Raw genomic sequence first — 24,188 nt, forward strand, 5'->3', positions numbered from 1 at the left:
TTGAGCTTCGCCGGAGCGGTACCGTACTGTTTCAGCCATGCTGAAACCGGCTATAGGCGCACCAATGCGGCACCTCGCGATCTACGACATGGACAAGACCATCACCGCGGCGCCGACCTGGACGCGCTTCCTGCTCCACGCGGCGCGGGCGCGCGCGCCGTGGCGGCTGGCGCTGTTCCCGGTCGTGGGCGCGGCGGGGCTCGCCTATCTGGTGAAAGCGATCGACCGCGCCGGCCTCAAGCAGTTCGCGCAGCGGCTGATGCTGGGCCGCGCGATGGCGCCGGCCGAGATCGAACGCGTCGCGGAGAGCTTCGCTGCGCACGAAGCCGAGCATGGCGTGCTGCACGGCGCACGCGCGCAGATCGAGGCGGACCGCGCATCGGGGTGCATGCTGGTGATGGCGACGGCGTCGCACGGCTATTACGCCGGCGCAATCGCGCGGCGTCTGGGCTTCGATCATGTGGTCGCCACCAAAGCGAAGCGAGACCCGCGTGGCCATTTTCTCTCCCTGATCGAGGGAGACAACTGTTACGGGCCCGCAAAGCTCCGCATGATCGAGGACTGGATGGCCGGCGAAGGGCTGGAGCGGAGCGCGCTGCATGTCCGCGCCTATTCGGACCATGTCTCCGACGCGCCGCTGCTGGAGTGGGCGGACGAGGGTTTCGCAGTGAACGCGCACGGGCCGCTCAAGGCGCTGGCCAAGGCGCGCGGCTGGCCGGAGCTCGACTGGCGCTGAGCCGCCGCGGAAGTTGACGCGCCGGAAGTTGACAAAGTGGACACCCAAACGCGCGCGCGTGCCTGCGCGCATGAGGGGATTATACCGCATGAGAAAGAACGTTCTTAGTTCGTTCCATGCGAGATCCTATTTTGCGAGAGGGGCTGGTGCTCCTTCCCTCGCACCTTCTCTTCTTTGTCATCCCGGCCTGGCGCCGGAGGCCACCGGAAGATCGCGGCTTGGGATTAGGAGGACTCTTCGGTCAGAGCAGCACGTCCACCGCGTGGATGGCGGTGCCGACCAGGCCGCCCACCAAGGTCCCGTTGATGCGGATGTACTGAAGGTCGCGCCCCACTGCGTTTTCCAGCCGGCCGGTGACGGTGCGCGCGTCCCAGCTGCGGATCGTATCGGAGACCAGCCGGACGATGCCGTCGCCATAATCGGCCGCGGCGCCGACCGCGGTGCGGCGCACGAAGCGGTTGATCGTGTCGGCCAGCCCGGCGTCGTTCTGCAGCGTCTCGCCGAGTTGCGCCAATGCGGCGCCCAATTCGCCCGAGAGCACGCGGTCCGGGTCACGTGCGATCCGCAGCAGCGCCGTGCGACCCGATTCCCACACACCCAGCCACCAATCGCCCAGCGCCGGATTGTCGAGCAGCTCGTTCTTGAATGCCTCGACCTGCGCGCGCCGCTCGGGGTCGTGCTGGAGGTCTTGCGCGAGCTTCGTCAGCCCCTCCTCGGCCTTGGCGCGCAGCGGGTGATCCGGATCCTCGGCCATATCGGCGATCAATTTGGCGAGGCCGGCGATGATCTTGTTGGCGAGCGTCTCGTCGAGGCCGGTCCAGCGCAGCACCGATCCCGCGCGCTCGTGGACCATCTCGCGGATCAGATGCTCGTTGGCGTCGAGGACCCTCGCGGCCCAATTGACGATGCCGTCGAGCAGCGGCCGGTGCCGATCCTCCTGCATCGCCGTCGCCAGCGCGCGGCCGAGCAGCGGCGCCACCTCCAGCGCGCGCAGCCGGTCGGCCAGCGCACGTTTCGCCATGCCGCCCAGCCGCTCCTGGTCGAGCGCCTCGAGAACGTCCGCCGCGAGCCGGCCAAGCCCCGCACGCAGCCGCCCACGCGACCTGTTCGGATTGGCGAGCCAGCGCCCGGTCGCGCCCGCGACGTCGACGCGGCGCATCCGCCGCGCGACCACGCTGGGGATCAGGAAGTTGCTGCGCAGGAAGGCGGCGAGCGTGTCGGCGATCCGGTCCTTGTTGCGCGGGATGATCGCGGTGTGGGGGATCGGCAAATGGAGGGGATGACGGAACAGCGCCGTGACCGCGAACCAGTCGGCGAGGCCGCCGACCATCGCGGCTTCCGAAAAGGCGCGGACATAGGCGATCGCGGGATGGAGATCGGCATAGGCGCGCGCGAGGAGGAACACCGCCGCCATCAGCACGAGCAGCCCGGTCGCCACCAGCCGCATGCGGCGCAGGCCCGGCGGCGGGGCCTCGGAAAAACGGGGAGCGCGTGACTGGTTCACACGCTCCCCAATACCTCAATCGGCGGCAAGTTCACTCCGCCGGTTGCGGAGCATCGTCGCCGGGCTTGTGATCGATCGCCCCGCCGTCGTGCCGCGGCCCGAGCACCCGGCTGCCGTCGTCGCCGGGGCGATAAGTGAGCAGGCGGCGCGAGAGGCGCGGCCCGAGCCAGGTCTCGAGCCCCACCGCGAGGCTGAAGATCGCAGGCACGATCACCAGCGTGAGCACGGTCGAAAGGATGAGGCCGCCGATCACGACGATGCCCATCGGCGAGCGCCACGAGCTGTCGCCCGAGAGCGAGAGCGCAGTGGGCACCATACCCGCCACCATCGCCACCGTGGTCATCACGATCGGCTGGGCGCGCTTGTGCCCGGCGTCGACGATCGCGCTGAACTTGTCGACGCCCTTCTCCATCTGCTCGAGCGCGAAGTCGATCAGCAGGATCGAGTTCTTCGCGACGATGCCGAACAGCATCAGGATGCCAATGAACACAGGCAGCGACAGCGGATTGCCGGTCGCCATCAGTGCGAGCAGGCCGCCCAGCGGAGCCAGCAGCAGCGAGCCCATGTTGACCAGCGGCGACATGAAGCGGCGGTAGAGCAGCACCAGCACCGCGAAGACCAGGAACACGCCCGAGGCCAGCGCGACGAAGAAGTTCTGGAGCATCTCCGCCTGCCACTTGGCCTGGCCGACGGTGAGCTCGCCCACCCCCTGCGGCAGGTTCTTCATGACCGGCAGCTGCTTGATCTTCTGCATCACTTCGTTGTTGACGAACGGCTTGCCGGTGGCGGGATCCATCGCAAGGTCGGCGCCGACGATCAGGCGGCGCTGCAGGTTGAGCCGCTCGATCTTGGTCGGGCCTGCGCCGAAGCCGATGTCGGCGACCACCGAGAGCGGCACCGAGCCGCCGGTCTGGGTCTGCACCGGCATGTTCTGGATCGTCGACAGCTTGGCGCGCGCATCCTCGTTGATCGCCACGCGGATCGGGATCTGCCGGTCCGAAAGCGAGAATTTGGCGCTGTTCTGGTCGATGTCGCCGAGGGTCGCGATGCGGATCGCCTGGCTGAGCGCCGAGGTGGTGACGCCCATGTTCGCCGCCAGATCGAGCCGCGGCTTGATCACGATCTCGGGTCGGTTGAGGTCGCCCGCGATGCGCGGCGCCACCACTTCCTTCATGCCCTCCATCTGCTTGACCAGCGTCGTGGCGGTCTGGGTGAGCAGCACCGGATCCTCGCCGCCGAGCGTGACGGTCAGGTCGCGACCACTCGAGCCCCAGCCGAACTGCGAACGGAAGTTGACGCGCGCGTCCGGGATGGCGAGCAACCGGGGGGCCACGCGCTTCTCGAACTCGGTGCTCTTCTCGGTCCGGTCTTCCTTGAGCTGCGCAGTGACGCGGCCGTTGCCGACGAAGCTGCGCTCATAGATGTCGGTGACTCCGGGCTCCTCGCGCAGGATCGCCGCAACCTGACGCACGACGCGATCGGTGTCCTCGAGACGGGTGCCGGGCACCATCTCGATCGTGGCGGTGACGCTGTCCTGGTCCTGCGCGGGTTGGAAGGTCATCGGCAGGATCATGAAGCAGGCGATGGTCGCGCCGAACGCGAGCATGAAGCCGAGCACCGCTGACCAGCGGTGGCGCAGCGTCCAGCGCAGCAGGCCGGTGTAGCGATCCATGATCCAGCCCTCGCCGTGGCTGGCATGCCCCTTGGCCTTGAGGAAATAGGCCGCGATCATCGGCGTGAGCAGACGCGCGACGGCAAGGCTCATCAGCACCGCCGCGACGACGGTGAGGCCGAAGTTCTTGAAGAACTGGCCCGAGATGCCGGGCATCAGGCCGACGGGCAGGAACACCGCGACGATCGACATGGTGGTGGCGAGCACCGCGACGCCGATCTCGTCGGCGGCATCGATCGCGGCCTGATAGGCCGACTTGCCCATGCGCATGTGGCGGACGATGTTCTCGATCTCCACGATCGCGTCGTCGACGAGCACGCCGGCCACCAGGCTGAGCGCGAGCAGCGTCATCTGGTTCAGCGTGAAGCCCAGCATGTCCATGAACCAGAAGCTGGGGATCGCCGACAGCGGGATGGCGAGCGCCGAGATCAGCGTCGCGCGCCAGTCGCGCAGGAAGATGAACACGACGATGACCGCGAGGACGGCGCCCTCGATCATCGCTTCCATGGCGGTGTGATACTGCTGCTCGGCGTATTTGGAATTGTTGTTGAGCAGCTCGAAGCGAACCTTGGGATTGCTCTTCTCGAGCTCCTTCAGCCGTTTCTCGGCGGCGCGGAACACCTCGAGGTCCGAGGCGCCCTTGGCGCGCTTGATGTCGAACGAAATGACCTGGTGGCCGTTGAACTTGGCGAGGCTGCGCTGCTCGGCATAGGCGTCCTTGACGGTCGCGATGTCGGCGAGGCGCACCGTGCGGCCGCCGCCGGTCGAGATCTGCGTCTGGCCGAGCGTATAGGCGCTGTCGGCGTTGCCGACCACGCGCACCGCCTGCTCGAAGCCCGAGATCTCGGCGCGGCCGCCCGCGGCGTTGAGGTTCACCTGGCGGAGCTGCTGGTTGACCTGGCTGGCGGTGAGGCCGAACGACTGGAGCTTGGCAGGATCCAGGATCACGCGGATCTCGCGGTCGACACCGCCGTTGCGCTCGACGGCCGACATGCCGGAGATCGCTAGCAGCTCCTTCGACACGGTGTTGTCGACGTACCAGCTCAGCTGCTCGACCGTCATGTCGGTGGCGACGGCAGTGAAGCTCGCGACTTCATTGTCGCTCGACGTGTCGACGCGGCCGATCTGCGGCTCGAGGATGCCATCGGGCAGGTTGCCGCGGATCTGCTGGATGGCGCTGCGCACGTCCTCGACCGCGCGGTCGATCGGCATGCCGATGTCGAGCTGGACGACGGTGGTGCTCTGGCCTTCCTGGACGTTCGACGTGATCTCGTCGATGCCCTGGAGGCTGCGGACGGCCGATTCGACCTTCTGCGTGATCTGGTTCTCGAGCTCGCTCGGCGCGGCGCCGGGCTGGCTGATCGAGATCCACACGATCGGGAAGTCGATGTCCGGATCGTTGTTCACGTCCATCTTCATGAAGCTCACCAATCCGGCGATGGTGAGGAAGAGGAAGAGGACGATGGGCGGAACCGGGTTGCGGATCGCCCAGGCCGAGATGTTCCGGAAGCTCATGGCAGGCCGCCTTTACTTCAGCTTCTGAAGGTTCGGGATGACCTTCTGGCCGGGGTTCAGGAACGCGCCGGCGGTGAGGACGACACGCTCGGTGCCGTTCAGGCCGCTGGTGATGGTCACGCCCGCTTCGGTGACGTCGCCGGTGGTGACCGGAGTGCGCACCGCCTCGTTCTTGGCGTTGATCGTGTAGACGTAATTGCCCTCGGTGTCGCTCTGGACCGCCGACTGGGGCAGCATCACCGCGGTCTGGGCGCCGGCGACGATCCGCGCCGTGGCGAAGCCGCCCGGGCGGAGCGCCGGATCATAGCTGAGCGCGACGCGGGCGATGCCCTGGCGCGTCTGCGGGTCGATCACCGGCGAGACCTGCCACACCTGGCCCTTGAAGGTCTGGGTGGTGCCGGTCGGCGTCACTTCGGCCTGGGCGCCGGCGCGGACGCGCTGGAGGTCGGTCTCGGCGAGCTGGGTGCGTAGCTCCACCTGGCCGCCCATTGCCATGCGGAAGAGCACGCCCGAGCCCGAGCTGACGATCTGGCCCGGCTCGACCTGGCGCGTGAGGACGAGGCCGGCCTCCGGCGCGCGGATGTCGAGCCGGCGGTTGCGCGCCTGGGTCTCGGAGAGCTGCGCCTGCGCGACGCGGACGCGCGCCGCGGCCTGGTCGCGGGTCGCGGTCTTGCGGTCGATGTCGGCCTTGGAGATGAAGCCGTTGGCGACGAGGCGCTGCGCGCGGTCGAGGTCGGCCTGCGCGAGGCGCGCATCGGCCTGGGCGACACGGATCTGCGCGGCGAGCGATTCGGCGGTCTGCGCCTGCACCGAGCGATCGACGGTCGCGAGCACCGCGCCCTTGTTCACCCAGCTGCCCGGCTCGACGAGCACGCGCGTGACCAGACCGCCCTCACCGGCGACGCCGACCGGCATCTCGCGGCGCGCGGCGAGCGAGCCGGTGCCGGTGACGATCGTCTGCACGGTCTGGCGACCGGGCACCGCCACGGTGACGGTGGGAAGCTGCGAGTTCGTGCCCGGCCCGCCCTTGGCGGCCGCCTCCTTGGGCGCCTCGGCCGGCTTGGCGCCGCGCATCATGAAGATGCCGAGGATGCCGAACACCACCAGCGCCGCGGCGGCGATCCACAGCCAGCGGCGGCTGCGCCGCGGGGTCTCCTCGCCGGTGAACTCCAGCCGCTCCTGCCGTCCGAACATCCCTGCCTCGTAATTCATATGCATGACACCGATCCGACCGCACGGCCGTTGTGTGAAAGGTCTAGCTGTATTATCTGAATAAATCACCGGCAGCAAGCCGGTTTAGCGCCCGCCGTTGCAATGCCGTTTCCGTAGCATTTCTGCAAGCAGATCGATCGTTTGCGGCAAGAAACGGTTGCAATCGAACCGGGGTCGAGGGAGGCTTCCGGCGCGGAGGGCGAATACAGGAGGGAAGTTATGCCGACGGGTATCATTGGGTGGCTTCTGATCGGCCTAGTGGCCGGTGCCCTGGGCAAGCTGATCATGCCGGGCAAGGACCCCGGCGGCATCATCGTGACGATCCTGCTCGGCATCGCCGGCGCGCTGCTCGCTTATTATGTGACGCCGCTGCTGGGCATCAACGTCAACGACAGCGGATGGCAGGCCTATGCCGCCGCGACCGTGGGCGCGGTGGTGTTGCTGGCGCTCTACCGGCTGGTGATCGCGCGGCGCACCTGAACGCGCGCCGACCGTCGCGTTCAGCAAGCGTTTGCCCCGCGCCCGCCAAGCCGGCGGGACTTCGTTTCGGGAGAGCAAGGATGATTCGTACTCTTTCCGCCGGCGCGGCGGCGCTGGCGCTCGTGGTTCCTGCAGGTGACGCCTTCGCCCAGGACGCGCGGCCGATGCTCGCGCCGCTCGACGGCGCGGTGCTCGAGATCGTCGCGGAAGGCACGAGCCGCCGGACGCCCGACGTGGCGACGATCCAGGCCGGCGTCGTCACGCAAGCGGCGACGGCGGCCGAGGCGATGCGCGACAATTCGGCGCGGCTGGCGCGCGTGCTCGCCGCGGTGCGCAAGGCCGGCGTCGCCGAGCGCGACATCCAGACGGCGAGCGTCTCGCTGAGCCCGCAATATCGCTACGAGCAGAACCAGCCCCCGGTGATCACCGGCTATCAGGCGTCGAACCAGCTCAGCATCCGCTTCCGCGACATCGCGCAGAGCGGCGCGATCCTTGATGCGCTGGTGCGCGAGGGCGCGAACAACATCGCGGGGCCCGAGCTCGGCATCGACAAGCCCGAAGCGGCGCTCGATGAGGCACGGCGGGACGCGATCGCGACCGCGCGTGCCCGGGCGGCGCTCTATGCCCAGGCGGCGGGACTGCGCGTCGAGCGGATCCTGTCGATCTCGGAAAGCGGCGCGACGATGCCGCCGCCCCGCCCGATCGCTTTCGCCCGTGCCCAGGCGGCGGATGCCGCGCCGACGCAGATCGTCGCGGGCGAGCGCGAGCTGGGTATTTCGGTGACGGTCCGCTTCCTGCTCAAATGAGACGCGCAACGAAAAAGGGGCCGCTCCGGTGGGAGCGACCCCTTTTGCTTGCCGTCGGGCCTATTCTAGCGAACGGCGCCGCGACGGACGAGGTTCACGATCGCCAGCAGGACAATCGCACCGACCAGCGACACGAGGAAGGTGGTAACCGTCACCCCGCTGTCGTTGATCGAACCACCGAACAGCAGGCCGCCGATGAAGGCGCCGACGATGCCGACGATGATATTCAGGAAAATGCCCTGCTGGGCATCCGTGCGCATCACGATGCTCGCCAGCCAGCCGACGACGCCGCCGATGACGAGCCAAACGATAAGACCCATGACAAGTCCCTCCATGTTCTCCACCCGGCGGGCCGGGCGACGGAAGGAAAATCCGCAACCGCTCGTATTGGTTCCGTACCAATTTTACAGTGCCGTGACGGAACCTTCCGCGGGCTTGACCGTGGCCCGGACATGAAAACGGCCCGCCCCCGGCTTGACGGGAGCGGGCCGCATCGAGCCCGACGGGAGAGTCGGCTCAGTATTTCTGCTGGCGCTCGTACAGCGAACGATAATGCTGGATCCGCGTGACGCGCAGCCCGGGCATGCCCGACCGATCGATCGCGCGCTGCCAGCCGGCGAATTCCTCGACCGTCAGGCCGTAGCGCTCGCAGACCTCGTCGACCGAGAGCAGCCCGCCGTTCACCGCGGCCACCACTTCGGCCTTGCGACGCACCACCCAGCGCGTGGTATCGCGCGGGGGCAGCGTGTCGAGCGTCAGCGGCTCACCGAGCGGACCGATCACCTTCGCGGGACGGATCTTCTGGTTTTCAATCATCGACTAACCTCAAACCGGGGCCGGGGCCCCTCAACTCCACTGTAGAAACGAATTACCGTCGCCGCTTGAACATCGGCTAAAGTGCCACGGTAAAAATTCGCTTCATTCCTGTTTCCGCCGTGTGATCGCCGCCGCGGCAGGGCCGTGAAACGCCCCGTGCTCCGGCGCGAGCAGTGGATCTTCCGCTGCCGGCACGTCGAGCCTCGCCTGGGTGCACGCCGTGGGGCTCGCCGCCTGTCGCGCGGCAACGCCCACCAGCAGCACCGCCAGATCGGTCGGCATGGCGGTGACCGCCGTGTCCCGATCCAGCCTGGCGAAACTCAAATCCACTCGACCCACCCCCCGACTCGCTTGATCCGACCGAATTAGCGAAACGGAGTGAAGGCCCGGTAAAGGCCATAAAAACGCACGCTTAACCGAGGTTTTCGAATCCTTGCGGCGCGCAGGCTGGAAGCGCGGCCACGCGCGCCCTATGTGCAGCATCGTGATTCCCGCAGACTTCCAGCTCCACGAGCCGCTCGCCAAGCGGCGGATCGTCGTCGCCATGTCGGGCGGTGTCGACTCCTCGGTCGTGGCCGCGCTCGCCGCGCATTCGGGTACCGAGACGATCGGCGTGACGCTCCAGCTCTACGATCATGGCGAGGCCGTCGGCCGCGCGGGCTCGTGCTGCGCGGGGCGCGACATCCGCGACGCGCGCGCGGTGTGCGACAAACTGGGGATCGCGCACTATGTCTTCGACCATGCGTCGAGCTTCCGCGAGCAGGTGATCGACGATTTCGCCGACGAATATCTCGCCGGCCGCACGCCGATTCCGTGCGTGAAGTGCAACATGGGCCCCAAGTTCACCGACCTGTTCGCGCTCGCACGCGACCTGGGCGCCGACTGCCTGGCAACCGGCCATTATGTCCGCCGCGTGATGGGGCCGGCCGGGCCCGAGTTGCACCGCGCCTTCGATCCGGCGCGCGACCAGAGCTATTTCCTGTTCGCGACCACCGCCGCCCAGCTCGATTTCCTGCGCTTCCCGCTGGGCGGCATGCCCAAGCCCGCGGTGCGCGAGCTGGCGGCCGAGCTGGGGCTGGGCGTGGCGGCCAAGCCCGACAGCCAAGACATCTGCTTCGTCCCCGACCGCGACTATGCCAGCCTGGTCAAGAAGCTGCGCCCGGAGGCCGAGACGAGCGGCGACATCGTCGACGAGGCCGGACGCAAGCTCGGCGAACACAAGGGGCTGATCCACTTCACCGTCGGCCAGCGCCGGGGGTTGGAGATCGGCGGGGCGGCGGAGCCCTATTATGTGCTGCGGCTGGAGCCCGAGACGCGCCGCGTGATCGTGGGTCCCAAGCGCGCGCTGGCGGTACGCGCCGCGCGGATCGAGGGAATCAACTGGCTCGGCGGCGACTATACGGGCCCGATGACCGCCAAGGTCCGCTCGCTCGCCAAGCCGGTGCCCGCGCGGCTCGAGGACGACCGCGTGGTGTTCGAGACGCCGGAGTACGGCGTCGCGCCGGGGCAGGCGGCAGTGCTGTACGCCGGCGACCGCGTGCTCGGCGGCGGCTGGATCGCCGAGACCGAGCGAGCGGAGCTGGCGGAAGCCTAGATCGAGAACTCGCCTTCGATCACCGTCACGCACTTGCCGCCCAGGATGACGCGCCCGCCGTCAAGCTCACAGTCGACATAGCCGCCGCGGCGGCTCGACTGGTGCGCAGTGAAGCAGGCCCGGCCGAGGCGGCCGGCCCAATAGGGCGTGAGCACCGAATGCGCCGAACCCGTGACCGGATCCTCGTCGATACCTGCGGCGGGGGCGAAGACGCGGCTCATCACATCGGTATCCTTGCCCGGCGCAGTCACGATGTTGAGCACGTCGCCGACTGCGGCGAGCGCGCGGAAATCGGGTTCGAGCGCGAGCACCTGCTCGGCGCTTTCGAGCACGACCAGCCCATAGCCGTTCGGGTGCCAGAGCGTCTCGACCGCGCGCCCCAGCCCGAGCCCGGCGAGCACCTTCGGCATGGGCTTCGGCTCGGGCGCATAGCCGGGGAGCGCCATCAGATAGCCGTCGCCGTGGCGCGCGACTTCGAGCACGCCGGCCTTGCGCGTGCGGAAGCGGACGAGGTCGCGCGACGGGTCCTGCGCCAGGACATGGTGCCCGCTTGCCAGCGTCGCATGGCCGCACAGCGCGACTTCGACCGCGGGCGTGAACCAGCGTAGCTCGTAATCGGCTTCGTCGCTCTCGTCCTCGATGATGAAGGCCGTCTCGGCGAGGTTGTTCTCGGCCGCGATCGCTTGGAGCACGGCGTCGTCGAGCCATTCCTCCAGCGGCATCACCGCAGCCGGATTGCCGGTGAAGGGCCGGTCGGCGAAGGCGTCGATCTGGGCGAAGGGCAGCTTCATGCGCGATTCTCCTTGAGAAGATCGGTCTCGGCGAGCGCGTTTCCGGGCTGGTCGACCTGTCCCTCGGGGTCGACATGGATCAGGAATTCGGTGCCGGGGAATTCGGCGCCGAGCGCATGCTCGAGCCGATCGACCACGTCATGCGCCGCGGCGACGGTCATCTGCGGGTCCATCCAGATGTGGAACTGCGCGAAATCGCGATGGCCGCTGGTGCGCGTACGCAGATCGTGGAGACCGATCAGCTCGGGATGGCAAGCGGCGACCTCGACGAAGCGGCGGCGCTTCTCCTCGGGCCATTCCTTGTCCATCAGCTGATCGATCGCGGCGATCGAGGCGCGCCACGCGCCGAACAACAGCCAGGCGGCGATGCCGAGGCCGAACAACGCGTCGGCGCCGCGCACCCCGACATAGCCTTCGAGGATCAGCGCCAGGATCACCGCGGCGTTAAGCAGCAGGTCCGACGTATAATGGATATGATCGGTGCTGATCGCGATAGAACCGGTACGCCGCACGACCGAACGCTGATAGCTGGTGAGTGCCAGCGTCACCACGATCGCGATAAGCGAGACGGCGATGCCATATTCGGGGGCGGCGCCGGGCTGATGATCGACCAGCCGCTCGAACGCCCGCAGCAGAATCGCAAAGGCCGAAACGGCGATCAGCCCGACCTGGAACAGCGCGGCAAGCGCTTCCGCCTTGCCATGGCCGAAACGGTGGTCGTCGTCGGCGGGCTGCATCGCCCAATGCACCCCGCCCAGCGTCACCAGCGAGGCGACGAGGTCGAGCAGGCTGTCGGCGAGGCTCGCGAGCATCGCTACGGACCCGGTTCTCCACGCGGCATAGGCCTTGAGCGCGCCGAGCAGCAGCGCGCAGCAGACGCTGGCCAGCGCCGCGCGGCGGGCAAGACCTTCGGTGCCGTTCATGGGTAGAGCAGCCCTTCGCTCCACCCATCGGGCGTGTGCAGGAACAGCCGGCGCTCGTGGAGGCGATGCGCGCGGTCCTGCCAGAACTCGATCCGTTCGGGCGCGACGCGATAGCCGCCCCAGTGCGGCGGACGGGGAACCTCCTGCCCCTCGTAGCGCTGGCGGGCCTGCTCGTAGCGCGTCTCGAAAGTGGCGCGCAGGTCGAGCGGCCGCGACTGGTCCGAGGCCCAGGCGCCGAGCTGGGAATCACGCCCGCGGCTGGCGAAATAGGTGTCGGACTCGGCGTCGCTCACCTGCGCGACGGGACCCTCGATGCGGATCTGGCGGCGGAGCGACTTCCAGTGGAAGAGCAAAGCCCCGCGCGGGCTGGCGAGCAGGTCCTGTGCCTTGCGACTCTCGCGGTTGGTGTAGAAGACGAAGCCGTCCGGGCCATGCCCCTTGAGCAGCACCATGCGCACCGAAGGCTGGCCGCCCGCATCAACCGTCGCCAGCGCCATCGCATTGGGATCGTTGGGCTCGCTCGCCTGCGCCTCGGCGAACCATTGGGCGAAGAGCTGGAAGGGATCGGTCGTCATGCGCGCGCCTTAGACGATCCTCGGCGCAAGCGGAACGGACTCCGGCCTCGCGGATTGAATCGGCTTCGCAACGAGGAGCATCGCCATGGCCGCGCGGGCCTATTGGCAGGGACAGATCAGGCTGGCGTTGGTGTCGATTCCCGTCGAGATCTACTCGGCGACCAAATCGGGCGCGCAGATCAGCTTCCACCAGATCCACGAGCCGAGCGGCAAGCGGATCAAGTACGAGAAGGTCGCGCCCGGGGTCGGACCGGTAGACGTCGACGAGATCGTCAAGGGCTATGAATATGAGAAGGGCGAGTACGTCCTTCTCGAGCAGGACGAGATCGACGCCGTGAAGCTCGAATCGAAGAAGACGCTGGAGCTCACCCAGTTCGTCGATTCGAGCGAGATCGACGTGCTCTATTACGAAAAGCCCTATTTCGTGGTGCCCGCCGACGACCTGGCCGAGGAGGCGTTCATCGTACTGCGCGAGGCGCTGAAGCGGACCAAGAAGGTGGGGCTCGGCCAGCTGGCGCTGAGGGGCCGCGAATATATCGTGAGCCTGAAGCCCTGCGGGCGCGGGATGGTGCTGGAGACGCTGCGCTACGCCGACGAAGTCAACAAGGCGCAGGGCTATTTCCGCGACATCCCGGACAGCGCGCCTGACCCGGAGCTGCTCGATCTCGCCGAGACGCTGATCGAGAAGAAGACCGGGAGCTTCGATCCCAAGGAATTCCACGACCGCTATGTCGATGCGCTCAAGGACCTGATCGAGCGCAAGAAGAAGGCCAAGGGCCGCAAGATCATCGAGGACGAAGGCGAGGAGGCGCCGTCGCGCGGCTCGAACGTGGTCGATCTGATGGCGGCGCTGAAGAAGTCGCTCGAGAAGCCCGGGGCAGCGAACGATGCCGAGGTTAAGAAGACTCCGGCCAAAAAGCCGGCGGCGCGGTCGGGTAGCCGTAGCGCGGCGGCCAAGAAGGCGCCCGCGCGCAAGCGGGCATGACGCGCATGTCCGACGCCGATCTCCTCGCCAAATACAACGCCAAGCGCGACTTCACCAAGACCGCGGAGCCCGCGGGCAAGATCGCCGATAACGGCGGCAACCGCTTCATCGTCCAGAAGCACGATGCGACGCGGCTCCACTGGGATTTCCGGCTGGAGATCGACGGCGTGCTCAAGAGCTGGGCAGTGACGCGCGGACCGAGCCTGGACCCAGACGAGAAACGGCTCGCGGTGCGCACCGAGGACCATCCGCTCTCCTATGCCGACTTCGAGGGGACGATCCCCAAGGGGGAATATGGCGGCGGCACGGTGATGCTGTGGGACAGCGGCCGCTGGGAGCCAGTGGAGGGCAAGAGCGCGAAGGATCTGGAGAAGGGCCACCTCCACTTCAGGCTCGAAGGCGAGCGGATGAAGGGCGAATGGCTGCTGATCCGGCTCAAGCCGCGCGGCAAGGAGCGCACCGAGAACTGGCTGCTCCGCAAGATCGACGACCAATATGCCGGGGCGACCGACCTGCTCGTCGAGACCGGGCTGACCAGCGTCGTCACCGGCCGGACGATGCAGGAGATCGCCGAGGGCAAGCGCGCCGGGAAGCGCCCGGCCGCAGCGAAACCGGCGCGCCCGAAGGCCGCCAAGCGCGCCCCCGCGGGCAAGCCCCTCGCCTTCCGCGAACCACAGCTCGCCACGCTGGTGGACAGCGTGCCGGCGGGCAACCAGTGGCTCCACGAAGTCAAGTACGACGGGTATCGCGCGCTGGTGGCGACCGGCAATCCGGCACGCATCTACACGCGCTCGGGACTCGACTGGACCGACAAATTCCCCGGCATCGCCAAGGCAGCCGAAGGGCTCGCGCCGGGCGCGCTGATCGACGGCGAGATCGTCGCGTTCAAGGACGGCAAGCCCGATTTCTCGACGCTGCAGGAGGCGATCGGCGCGGGGGGCAAGGGACTGACGCTGTTCGCCTTCGACTTGCTCGAGGCCGAGGGCGAGGACCTTGCCGCCCTTCCCCAGCTCGCCCGCAAGGAGCGGCTGCGCCCGCTCGTCCAAGGCGGCGGCGAGCGCATCCAGTTCTCCGAACATGTCCTCGGCAACGGCGAAGAGCTGTTCGAGGCGATGTGCCGCGAGGGCTATGAAGGCGTGGTCTCGAAGCGCGTCGACGCGCCCTATCGAGGGGCGCGGACCAAGGCGTGGCTCAAGACGAAGTGCATCCGTCGCCAGGAATTCGTGATCATCGGCTGGACCCCGAGCGAGGCGAAGGGTCGCGGCTTCCGCTCGCTGCTGCTCGGCCTCAACGGTCCCGAAGGGCTGGTCTATGCCGGCAAGGTGGGGACCGGGTTCAACATGACCACGCTCCACGCGCTGCGCGAGCGCTTCGACCGGATCGCGGCGAAGGAGCCGCCGGTGAAGGTGCCGCGGGCCGAGGCGCGCGGCGCCCGCTGGCTCAAGCCCGAGCTTGTCGCCGAGATCGCCTTCGCCGAGTTCACTGCCGACAAGGTGGTGCGCCACGCGAGCTTCCTGGGGCTGCGCGAGGACAAGAAGGCCGAGGAAGTGGTCGCCGAGGAGCCGGTACACGTGCCCGAGGCGGCCGCGGCGCCGGTCTACAAGACCAAGATAAGCAGCCGCGGCCGCGTGATCTACCCCGAGGCGGGGCTCACCAAGGGCGAGCTCGCCGATTATTACGCCGCGGTCTCGCCGATCCTGCTGCGCTGGCTTGCCAACCGGCCGATCAGCCTGGTGCGCTGCCCGCAGGGGCGCGCCAAGCATTGCTTCTTCCAGAAGCACGATGCGGGGAGCTTCGGCGAGCATGTCCACCATGTCGACGTGCGCGAGAAGGACGGGTCGGTGCAGCCCTACCTGTACGTCGCGGACCTCGAAGGGATGATGGCCTGCGTGCAGATGGGGACGATCGAATTCCACGGCTGGGGCGCGCCGGTCGCCGACATCGAGAAGCCCGACCGGCTGGTATTCGATCTCGACCCCGACGAGGGGCTCGATTTCGAGATGGTCAAGAAGGCGGCGCAGGACCTGAAGACCCACCTTGCCGACATCGGCCTGACGAGCTGGCCGATGCTGTCGGGCGGCAAGGGCGTGCATGTGGTGGTGCCGTTGGTGCCGTGCGCCGACTGGCCGGCGGTACGCAGCTTCGCCGAACGCTTCGCCCGCGCGCTTTCGGCGGCCGAGCCCGAGCGCTTCACTGCCAACCTCAAAAAGGCCAACCGCAAGGGCAAGATCTTCATCGACTATCTGCGCAACCAGCGCGGCGCGACCGCGGTCCTGCCCTATGTCGCGCGGGCCCGCGAAGGCGCGCCGGTGGCGGCGCCGGTGAGCTGGACCGAGCTGCGCGATCTCGACACCGCCAAGCGCTTCACCATCCGCGATGCGGAGATCCTGCTCGAACGCGCCGCCAGCCGCGCGCTCCAGGGCTGGGGCGAGGGCGACCAAGTGCTGCCGGATCTCTAGGACGGATCGACACTTCTGATCCGGGCCGTTCCCCGGCGAAGGCCTGGCCCCGGTGTCGAGCCGCTTGGTTGGGGCGGGAAACCCTCTCACTCGCCCTCGAAACTGGGCCCCGGCCTCGTTGGGGAATGGCCTGGCACGCTTTTCCTCTCCGAAGCCGTGCATCGTGATTCGTTCCCTTGTTGCAAGGCAGCAGGCTTTCGCCCATCACGCGGGAGCTCGATGGAGGAGCGCCTTGGCCAGCCGCGCCGCGACATCGCTGTTCGACACCAGCATCATCGCCGACCGATGGATCGCCGATTATCGCGCCCACGCGCCAGCGGGCGACGTGCTCGTCGGGCGGGAGGCCGGCGATCCGGGCTGGTCGTCGCTGTTCGAGGAACTGGCGGCGCTTTCGGGCGACAGCCTGGGCGCCGCGCGCGAACGGGCGCAGCGCCACGCCGAGGACATCGGCACGGGCTTCCGCATCGCAGGCGAAGGCGAGGAACGCCGGTGGCCGCTCTCGCCGGTGCCGCTGCTGATCGACAAGACCGAATGGGAAACCATCGCTGCCGGCGTCGCCCAGCGCGCCGAGCTGCTGGAGACGGTGCTGCGCGACCTTTATGGCGAGGCGCAGCTGGTGGCGGACGGGCACGTCCCCGCGGCGCTGGTCACAGGCAGCCCCTATTTCCTGCGCCCGCTCGCGCACCTCGCTCCGCCGGGGGGCAGCCATCTGGCGTTCGTCGCGATGGAGCTGTGCCGCGGACCCGACGGCGCGTGGCGCGTGCTCGCCGACCATCTGCGCGCGCCCGCCGGCGCGGGCTATGCGCTGGAGAACCGGCTGGCGATGGCGCGCACGCTGGGCGGGCTGCAGACGCGGCTCAACATCGAGCGGCACGCCCCCTTCTTCGCGACTTTTCGCGACGGGCTGGCGGCGCTGTGCCGCCGCGACGAGCCGCGCGTGGCGCTTCTCACTCCCGGCCGGCTCAACGCCAGCTATGCCGAGCAGGCGCATCTCGCGCGCTATCTGGGCTTCCTGCTGGTCGAAGGCGCGGACCTGGCGGTGCTCGACGACCAGCTCTACGTCCGCACCATCGCCGGGCTGAAGCGTGTCGACGCGCTGTGGCGGCGGATCGACCCGCGGCTGCTCGATCCGCTCGCGCTCGATTCGCATTCGACGATCGGCGTGCCGGGGCTGATCGACGCGATGGCGGCGGGCAATGTCGTCGTCGCCAATGCGCCGGGCGCCGGGCTGCTCGAATCGCCTGCCTTTGCCGCCTTCCTGCCGCGGCTCGCCGAAGTGCTGACCGGCGCGGCGCTCGCGCTGCCCAACGTCGCGACGTGGTGGTGCGGTCAGGATGCCGAGCGCGCGCATGTCGAGGCCAATCTCGATTCGCTGCTGATCGGCCCCGCCTTCGGGCCGCAACCGCTGGGACTGCCCGGCGAAGGACCCGTGGCGGGACACACGCTCGATGCCGCTGCGCGCGCCGCGCTGCTCGACGACATGGCGCGCCGCCCGCAGGACTACGTCGGCCAGGAAATGGTGCGGCTCTCGACCATGCCGATGGTGACCGACGGTGCGCTGGTACCGCGCCCCTTCACGGTGCGCGTCTTCGCCGCGCGCGGCGGCGACGGGCAATGGACGGTGCTGCCGGGCGGCTTCGCGCGAATCGCCGGCCACCCGGAGACGGCGGCCGCGGTGATGGGCGAAGGCAGCTGGTCGGCCGATGTGATCGTCCACGGCGCCGAGCCCGTCGCCCCGGTCTCGCTGCTGCCCGCGGCCGATTCGGTGCAGCTGCGGCGCAATCCGGGCACGCTTCCCAGCCGCGTCGCCGACAATCTCTTCTGGCTCGGCCGCTATCTCGAGCGCGGCGAGGCGCTGCTCGAAGTGATCCGCGTGCTGCTCGGCCATTCGATCGGCGCCGACACCGGCGCAGCGCTGGCCGAGGACACGGTCGCGCGGCTCGCCCGGCTGATCGTGCACGCCGAGGCAGCACCCGAGCCCAAGGGACTGAAGCGTGCCGACCTCAACCAGCTCGCGCGCACTGCGCTGGAAGCCGAGCAGGGCTGGTACAGCGTCCGCGCGATCAACCGCCAGGCCAAGCTGATCGGCGAAGTCTCGCGCGAGCGGCTCTCGGCCGACATGATCCGGCTGCTCGACGCCCCCTTCCCCGACCGCGGCGTGCTGCTCGAGCGCGCGGGGACGCTGCAGCGGCGCTATTCGGCGCTGGCGGGCCAGGCCGCCGAGCATATGGCACGGACCGACGCGTGGCGCTTCCACGACATGGGGCGGCGCGTCGAGCGGGCGATGTCGACGATCCGCTTCGTCCGCGCCTTCGGCGGGCCCGAGGGGACCAGCGATGACCTGTCGACTCTGCTCGACCTGATGGACAGCCAGATCAGCTATCGCCAGCGCTACCTGACGGGGATCGCGCGGCTGCCGGTGATCGACCTGGTGGTGCTCGACCCGAGCAACCCGCGCGCGGTCGCCTTCCAGGCGATGGCGATCCACGAGCATCTGTCGCGGCTGCCGGTGCTCTCCGACGACGGACTCGCCGAACCGCAACAGGAACAGGCGCGCGAGCTCGCCGCGCAGCTCGCCACGACGCGCGCCGATCGCATCCATGATTCGATGCTGGCAGGGATCGAGGGCCGGCTAGGGCGCCTCTCCGATGCCGTCGCGCGGCGCTATTTCCTCCACGGCGCGGAGCCGCTGCGCGCCGCTGGGCTCGTGCTGGCCTGATGCTCTACCGCATCCGGCACGTGACGCGGTTCGAATATGCCGAGCCCGCTGCCTTTGCGCGCAACAACCTGCGGCTGCAGCCGATACTCTGGTCGGGGCAAGTGCTCGAGGATTATGCGCTCACCATCCAGCCGCGCGCGCGCACCCATCCGGTGCGTGCCGAGGCGGGGCTGGCGAACGTCGTCCGCATGGTGATCGAGGAGCCGGCGCGCGTGCTGGTGATCGAGAGCAGCGCGCGCGTACGCGTCGACCGGCCGGTGCCCGCGCCCTCGCCGACCGATCCGAGCATCGGCGAAGTGGCGCGGCTGGCGCGCGAGGTTCGCGACGCGGGACCGGCGAGCCCGGCGGCCTATCTCTTCCCCTCCCCGCGAATCCCGCTTGAGCGGGACATCGCCGAGTGGTGCGCGGCCGAGCTGGCGCAGGATCGGGGCGTGCTCGAGGCGGCGATCGCGCTCGCCACGCGCATCCAGCGCGAGTTCGCCTTCGATCCTTCGGCGACGCTGGTCGATACCCCGCCGCACCAGGCCTTCGCCAAGCGCGGGGGCGTGTGCCAGGACTTCGCCCAGATCATGATCTCGGGCCTGCGCGCGGCGGGGCTGCCGGCGGCCTATGTCTCCGGGTACATCCGCACCCTGCCGCCGCCCGGCCAGCCGCGGCTCGCGGGCGCGGACGCGACGCATGCCTGGGTGCTGGTCTGGGCGGGGCCCGCGCTCGGCTGGGTGGGGGTCGATCCGACCAACGGCATCTGGATGGCAGGCGACCATGTCGTGGTGGCGATCGGGCGCGATTACGCCGATGTCGCGCCGATCGACGGGATCATGCTGGGCTATGGTGCGCAGAAGCTCGACGTATCGGTCGATGTCGAGCCGCTCGACGAGGGTTCGAGCTGACGCCCGGGCCCACTTGCGCGAAACGCATCCCGCGCCGAAATACTTGGCCAAAGAATAGGGGACGAAATGGCCGATCCATATGCAACTCTGGGCGTGGCGCGCACGGCGAGCGAGGCTGACATCAAGAAAGCCTATCGCAAGCTCGCCAAGGAGCTGCACCCCGACCGGAACAAGGACAACCCCAAGGCCTCCGAGCGCTTCAGCCAGGTGACCCAGGCCTATGACCTGCTGACCGACAAGGACAAGCGCGCGCGCTTCGACCGCGGCGAGATCGACGGCGACGGCAACCCGACCTCGCCCTTCGGCTTCGGCACGGGCGCGGGCGGACAGGGCGGCGGATTCCGTCCCGGTGGCGCGCAGTTCGATTTCGGCGGCGAGGCCGGCGACCTGGGCGACATCTTCGAGGGGCTGTTCGGCGGCGGCGCGGGGCGGCGCGGCGCCGGCCAGGGCGGCGGTTTCAGCGGCGGCTTCGGCGGCTTCGGGCGCCGGCCCGCGGCCAAGGGCGCCAACGTCGCCTATCGGCTGGCGGTGTCGTTCGAGGACGCCGCGCGGCTCGCACCCCAGCGGATCACGCTGCGCGACGGCAAGACGATCGACCTCAAGCTGCCCGCAGGCGTCGAGACCGGCACGCAGATGCGCCTCTCGGGGAAGGGCGAGGAGGGGCCCGGCGGCTTCGGCGACGCGATCGTCACGATCGAAGTCCAGCCGCATCGCTTCTACACGCGCGACGGCGACGACATCCGGCTCGACTTGCCGGTGACTCTGTCCGAGGCCGTGCTCGGCGCGCAGGTGCGCGTGCCCACGCCCGACGGCGCAGTGATGCTCACCGTCCCCAAGGGCTCGACCTCGGGCAAGGTGCTGCGGCTCAAGGGGCGCGGCTTCCACAAGAAGGGCGGCGGGCGCGGTGACCTGCTGGTCACGCTGATGGTCGACCTGCCGGTGGACGACGACGCGCTGATCGAGTTCGCCCAGGGCTGGCAGAACAAGGGGAACCCACGCGGCCGGATGGGCGTCTGAAGTCCGAGGGACATGATGGCGTGAATACAGGGGAAACTTCCGCCGGCGAGCAGGCGCGGCCGGGCCTTTGGAGCCGCATCCGCGCCGCATTGAACCGGCTGGGGGTCTCCGACCGATTCTTCGCTGTGGCCGGCAAGGTGATCATACGGACCTTCAACGAAGGGTTCACCTACGCGGGCAACCTTGCCTACCTGTCGCTGGTCACGCTCTTTCCCTTCTTCATCGTCGCCGCGGCGATCGCCCAGCTGGTGGGGCGCAACGCCGAGGCGATCCATACGCTCGAGGCATTTCTGCACACCGTGCCGCCCGATGTGGCGAACGTGCTGCGCAAGCCGGTGTCGGACGTGCTCCAGGCGCGCACGGGCAACCTGCTGTGGCTGGGCGGGCTCGTGGGCCTTTGGACCACCGCGGGGTTCATCGAGACGCTGCGCGGCATCCTCAGGAAGGCGTACGGAGTCCAGTCGAGCACGCCGTTCTGGCGCTATCGGCTGGGCGCGATCGGGATGATCATCGGGGCAGTGATCCTGGCGATGGCGGCGTTCAGCTTCCAGGTGGTGCTGACCGCGGCGGAACAGTTCATCTATCGCCTGCTGCCCTGGGCGTCGCAGGCGCGCACGATCGTCTCGCTGAGCCGGTTTGCGCCGGCGCTGGCGCTGTTCGCCGCGCTCTACATCCTCTTCTATTCGCTGACTCCGCGCCGCTACCGCAATTCGCGCTGCCCCAAATGGCCCGGTGCGGCCTTCACCACCTTGTGGTGGATGGGCACTACGGCGCTGCTTCCGGTGGCGCTGGGCCGGCTCGGCAGCTACGACCTGACCTATGGCAGCCTTGCCGGCGTGATGATCGCCTTGATTTTCTTCCAGTTCATCGGCCTCGGCATGGTCGCGGGCGCCGAGCTCAACGCCGCACTGGCGGAAACCCCCTCGGACGGTCTAGAGGAGGCGCCCGAAGAGGAGGAAGTGGCATCGTGACGGGATTGATGCAGGGCAAGCGCGGGCTGATCATGGGCCTCGCCAACGATCGTTCGCTCGCCTGGGGCATTGCGCAGAAGCTGCGCGAGCAGGGCGCCGAGCTTGCGTTCAGCTATCAGGGTGAGGCGCTGGAGAAGCGCGTGCGGCCGCTCGCCGAGCAGCTGGGCAGCGACTTCCTGATCGACTGCGACGTCTCCGACATGGTGGCGCTCGACACGGCGTTCGACACGCTCGCCGCGCGCTGGCCGACGATCGACTTCGTCGTCCATGCGATCGGCTTCTCCGACAAGAACGAGCTGCGCGGCGGCTATGTCGACACCAGCCTCGACAATTTCCTGATGACGATGAACATCAGCGTCTATTCGTTCGTGGCGGTGTGCAAGCGAGCGGCGGCGATGATGCCCAACGGCGGCAGCCTGCTGACGCTCAGCTATTACGGCGCCGAGAAGGTGATCCCGCACTATAACGTGATGGGCGTCGCCAAGGCCGCGCTCGAGACCAGCGTCCAGTATCTCGCGGTCGACCTCGGCCGCGACAATATCCGCGTCAATGCGATCTCGGCCGGGCCGATCAAGACGCTCGCCGCATCGGGCATCGGCGACTTCCGCCTGATCCTCAAGTGGAACGAGCTCAACAGCCCGCTCAAGCGCAACGTCACGATCGAGGATGTCGGCGGCGCGGGACTCTACCTGCTGTCCGACCTCGCCTCGGGCGTGACCGGCGAGACGCACCATGTCGACGCCGGCTACAACGTCATCGGCATGAAGGCCGAGGACGCGCCCGACATCGCGCTGGTCTAAAAATCTCCCTCTCCCCTCCGGGGAGAGGGTCGGGGAGAGGGGCTGCCGGGGCGGCTCCTTTCGATCGCGCCGAACGCGCGACTCCCCTCTCCCAACCCTCTCCCCGGAGGGGAGAGGGCTTTCGGCATGAGCATCGCCATCCGCCCCGCGACCGGCGGGGATGTCGCCGCGATCGACGCGCTGCTGCGACGCGCCTTTCCGCGCGCCGACGAGGCGCTGCTCGTCCAGCGGCTGTGCATCGCCGGCGACATGGTGCTGACTCTCGTCGCAGATGACGAGGAGAGCGGCGCGCTGGCGGGCGTAGTGGTGTTCAGCCGGATGGCGGTGGACGTGGGCGGCAGGGTCATCGCGGCAGTGGCGCTGGCGCCGCTTGCGGTCGAGGCCGACTATCGCCGCCAGGGCGTGGGCGAGGCGCTGGTCCAGGCGGGGCTGGCGCAGCTTCGCGACGCGGGGGCGATGCTCGCCTTCGTGCTTGGCGAGCCTGATTATTACGAGCGCTTCGGCTTCTCGGCCGACTGGGCGCAGGGATTTGCCTCGCCCTATGCAGGCGACTATCTGATGGCGCTGCCGCTGCAGGGCGGCGCCATGCCGTGCGGCGAGCGCGGAGCGGCGACGCACGCGGCTGCGTTCGCAGAACTGGGCGGACAGGATTGAGCTACAACAGCTTCGGGCGCGTATTCCGCTTCACTACCTGGGGCGAGAGCCACGGGCCGGCGCTGGGCGCCGTGGTCGACGGCTGCCCGCCGGGGCTGGCGCTTAGCGAAGCCGACATCCAGCCCTTCCTCGACAAGCGCCGCCCGGGCCAGTCGCGCTTCACCACGCAGCGCCGCGAGCCCGACCAGGTGCGTATCCTGTCGGGAGTTTTCGAGGGCCGCACGACCGGCACGCCGATCACCCTGATGATCGAGAATGTCGACCAGCGCTCGAAGGACTATTCGGAGGTCGCCCAGGCCTATCGCCCCGGTCACGCCGACTATGCCTATGACGCCAAATACGGCTTCCGCGACTATCGCGGCGGCGGGCGGAGCTCGGCGCGCGAGACCGCGGCACGCGTCGCGGCGGGCGCCGTGGCGCGGCTGGCGATCCCCGGGGTGCGCATCCGCGCCTGGGTAGAGGCGATAGGCGGCGACGCGATCGACTATGGCAATTTCGACGACGCCGAGATCGACAACAACGCCTTCTTCTGTCCCGACGCTGCGGCGGCGGCGCGCTGGGAAGCGCTGGTCGATGGCGCCCGCAAGGCGGGGTCGTCGATCGGCGCAGTAGTGGCGTGCGAAGCGACGGGCGTGCCCGCCGGCTGGGGCGCCCCGCTCTATGCCAAGCTCGACAGCGAGCTGGCGGCGGCGTGCATGTCGATCAACGCCGTGAAGGGCGTCGAGATCGGCGATGGGTTCGCCGCGGCGGCGCTGACCGGCGAGCAGAATGCCGATGCGATGCGCCCCGGCGCCGATGGTCCGCATTTCCTGGCCAACCATGCCGGCGGGATCGCCGGGGGCATCTCGACCGGCCAGCCGGTGCGCGTGCGCACTGCGTTCAAGCCGACCAGCTCGATCCTGACCCCCGTCGAGACGATCAACCGCGCGGGCGAGGCGACCGAGATCGCAACCAAGGGGCGGCACGACCCCTGCGTGGGCATCCGCGGCGTGCCTGTGGTCGAGGCGATGGTCGCGCTGGTGCTCGCCGACCAGAAGCTGCTCCACCGCGCCCAGTGCGGCTGAGCCCC

22 protein-coding genes are annotated in these 24,188 nt (G+C 68.7%); 13 read left to right on the forward strand and 9 right to left on the reverse strand.

Going from position 1 to position 24,188, the window contains the following annotated elements:
- Nucleotides 1-64 precede the first annotated feature (64 nt).
- Complete coding sequence (locus tag J7500_RS03390; protein ID WP_294060018.1) at nt 65-736, forward strand: HAD family phosphatase; 672 nt, start codon at nt 65-67, stop codon at nt 734-736.
- A gap of 241 nt (nt 737-977) precedes the next feature.
- On the opposite strand, the gene J7500_RS03395 is transcribed toward J7500_RS03390, so the two are convergent.
- From J7500_RS03395 to J7500_RS03405, 3 genes are all read right to left on the reverse strand, one after another.
- Nucleotides 978-2,183, reverse strand: coding sequence for a DUF445 domain-containing protein (locus J7500_RS03395; RefSeq protein ID WP_294060672.1), 1,206 nt, complete (start codon nt 2,181-2,183; stop codon nt 978-980).
- An 88-nt stretch (nt 2,184-2,271) separates the two neighbouring features.
- Nucleotides 2,272-5,427: an efflux RND transporter permease subunit gene (locus J7500_RS03400; protein WP_294060020.1), complete on the reverse strand. Its 3,156-nt coding sequence runs from the start codon at nt 5,425-5,427 to the stop codon at nt 2,272-2,274.
- A 12-nt stretch (nt 5,428-5,439) separates the two neighbouring features.
- A complete protein-coding gene (locus J7500_RS03405) occupies nt 5,440-6,639 on the reverse strand; it encodes an efflux RND transporter periplasmic adaptor subunit (RefSeq protein WP_294060674.1) in 1,200 nt (399 codons plus the stop codon).
- Nucleotides 6,640-6,858: 219 nt separating this feature from the next.
- Between J7500_RS03405 and J7500_RS03410 the strand changes: the two genes are divergently transcribed.
- Together J7500_RS03410 and J7500_RS03415 are read left to right on the forward strand one after the other, a co-directional pair.
- Nucleotides 6,859-7,119: a GlsB/YeaQ/YmgE family stress response membrane protein gene (locus J7500_RS03410; RefSeq protein WP_294060021.1), complete on the forward strand. Its 261-nt coding sequence runs from the start codon at nt 6,859-6,861 to the stop codon at nt 7,117-7,119.
- 80 nt (nt 7,120-7,199) lie between these two features.
- Nucleotides 7,200-7,925, forward strand: coding sequence for an SIMPL domain-containing protein (locus tag J7500_RS03415; RefSeq protein WP_294060022.1), 726 nt, complete (start codon nt 7,200-7,202; stop codon nt 7,923-7,925).
- 65 nt (nt 7,926-7,990) lie between these two features.
- Here the strand turns inward: J7500_RS03415 and J7500_RS03420 are convergent, their stop codons facing one another.
- The 3 genes from J7500_RS03420 to J7500_RS03430 all read right to left on the reverse strand — a co-directional run bounded on the left by J7500_RS03420 (nt 7,991) and on the right by J7500_RS03430 (nt 9,071).
- The gene (locus J7500_RS03420) at nt 7,991-8,245 is read right to left on the reverse strand and encodes a GlsB/YeaQ/YmgE family stress response membrane protein (protein WP_294060023.1); all 255 of its coding nucleotides are present in this window, start codon (nt 8,243-8,245) and stop codon (nt 7,991-7,993) included.
- A gap of 196 nt (nt 8,246-8,441) precedes the next feature.
- Nucleotides 8,442-8,741, reverse strand: a complete 300-nt coding sequence (locus tag J7500_RS03425; RefSeq protein WP_294060025.1) for a DUF1153 domain-containing protein — start codon at nt 8,739-8,741, stop codon at nt 8,442-8,444.
- A gap of 102 nt (nt 8,742-8,843) precedes the next feature.
- Nucleotides 8,844-9,071, reverse strand: coding sequence for a hypothetical protein (locus J7500_RS03430; RefSeq protein ID WP_294060026.1), 228 nt, complete (start codon nt 9,069-9,071; stop codon nt 8,844-8,846).
- 154 nt (nt 9,072-9,225) lie between these two features.
- Between J7500_RS03430 and mnmA the strand changes: the two genes are divergently transcribed.
- The gene (gene mnmA / locus J7500_RS03435) at nt 9,226-10,335 is read left to right on the forward strand and encodes a tRNA 2-thiouridine(34) synthase MnmA (RefSeq protein WP_294060028.1); all 1,110 of its coding nucleotides are present in this window, start codon (nt 9,226-9,228) and stop codon (nt 10,333-10,335) included.
- Here mnmA and J7500_RS03440 read toward each other — a convergent pair.
- From J7500_RS03440 to pdxH, 3 genes are read right to left on the reverse strand one after another with little or no spacing between them, the layout of a single operon-like run.
- Nucleotides 10,332-11,126, reverse strand: coding sequence for a PhzF family phenazine biosynthesis protein (locus tag J7500_RS03440; RefSeq protein WP_294060029.1), 795 nt, complete (start codon nt 11,124-11,126; stop codon nt 10,332-10,334). The genes mnmA and J7500_RS03440 overlap by 4 nt on opposite strands.
- The gene (locus J7500_RS03445; protein ID WP_294060030.1) at nt 11,123-12,049 is read right to left on the reverse strand and encodes a cation diffusion facilitator family transporter; all 927 of its coding nucleotides are present in this window, start codon (nt 12,047-12,049) and stop codon (nt 11,123-11,125) included. The genes J7500_RS03440 and J7500_RS03445 overlap by 4 nt, the downstream gene beginning before the upstream one ends.
- Complete coding sequence (pdxH, locus tag J7500_RS03450; protein ID WP_294060031.1) at nt 12,046-12,624, reverse strand: pyridoxamine 5'-phosphate oxidase; 579 nt, start codon at nt 12,622-12,624, stop codon at nt 12,046-12,048. The genes J7500_RS03445 and pdxH overlap by 4 nt, the downstream gene beginning before the upstream one ends.
- 85 nt (nt 12,625-12,709) lie before the next feature.
- On the opposite strand from pdxH, the gene J7500_RS03455 reads away from it, so the two are divergent.
- The 9 genes from J7500_RS03455 to aroC all read left to right on the forward strand — a co-directional run bounded on the left by J7500_RS03455 (nt 12,710) and on the right by aroC (nt 24,183).
- Entirely contained in the window at nt 12,710-13,609 is a 900-nt protein-coding gene (locus J7500_RS03455) for a Ku protein (protein ID WP_294060032.1), read from the forward strand.
- A 5-nt stretch (nt 13,610-13,614) separates the two neighbouring features.
- Nucleotides 13,615-16,068 (forward strand): DNA ligase D, encoded by a 2,454-nt coding sequence (gene ligD, locus J7500_RS03460; RefSeq protein WP_294060675.1) that lies wholly within the window; start codon nt 13,615-13,617, stop codon nt 16,066-16,068.
- Nucleotides 16,069-16,300: 232 nt separating this feature from the next.
- Nucleotides 16,301-18,787 carry a circularly permuted type 2 ATP-grasp protein gene (locus J7500_RS03465; protein ID WP_294060034.1) on the forward strand — a complete coding sequence of 829 codons (2,487 nt, stop codon included), beginning with the start codon at nt 16,301-16,303 and terminating at the stop codon, nt 18,785-18,787.
- Nucleotides 18,787-19,677, forward strand: coding sequence for a transglutaminase family protein (locus J7500_RS03470; protein ID WP_294060035.1), 891 nt, complete (start codon nt 18,787-18,789; stop codon nt 19,675-19,677). Before J7500_RS03465 ends, J7500_RS03470 begins: the two co-directional genes overlap by 1 nt.
- A 66-nt stretch (nt 19,678-19,743) precedes the next feature.
- Nucleotides 19,744-20,694, forward strand: a complete 951-nt coding sequence (locus J7500_RS03475; protein WP_294060036.1) for a J domain-containing protein — start codon at nt 19,744-19,746, stop codon at nt 20,692-20,694.
- Nucleotides 20,695-20,714: 20 nt separating this feature from the next.
- Complete coding sequence (locus J7500_RS03480; RefSeq protein WP_294060037.1) at nt 20,715-21,665, forward strand: YihY/virulence factor BrkB family protein; 951 nt, start codon at nt 20,715-20,717, stop codon at nt 21,663-21,665.
- Entirely contained in the window at nt 21,662-22,465 is an 804-nt protein-coding gene (gene fabI / locus J7500_RS03485) for an enoyl-ACP reductase FabI (protein WP_294060039.1), read from the forward strand. The genes J7500_RS03480 and fabI overlap by 4 nt, the downstream gene beginning before the upstream one ends.
- A gap of 126 nt (nt 22,466-22,591) precedes the next feature.
- Nucleotides 22,592-23,119, forward strand: coding sequence for a GNAT family N-acetyltransferase (locus J7500_RS03490; protein ID WP_294060040.1), 528 nt, complete (start codon nt 22,592-22,594; stop codon nt 23,117-23,119).
- Nucleotides 23,116-24,183 carry a chorismate synthase gene (gene aroC / locus J7500_RS03495; RefSeq protein WP_294060041.1) on the forward strand — a complete coding sequence of 356 codons (1,068 nt, stop codon included), beginning with the start codon at nt 23,116-23,118 and terminating at the stop codon, nt 24,181-24,183. The genes J7500_RS03490 and aroC overlap by 4 nt, the downstream gene beginning before the upstream one ends.
- Nucleotides 24,184-24,188 lie beyond the last annotated feature (5 nt).

Source organism: Sphingomonas sp. (genome assembly GCF_017744835.1).
Classification (GTDB): Bacteria; Pseudomonadota; Alphaproteobacteria; order Sphingomonadales; family Sphingomonadaceae; genus Sphingomonas.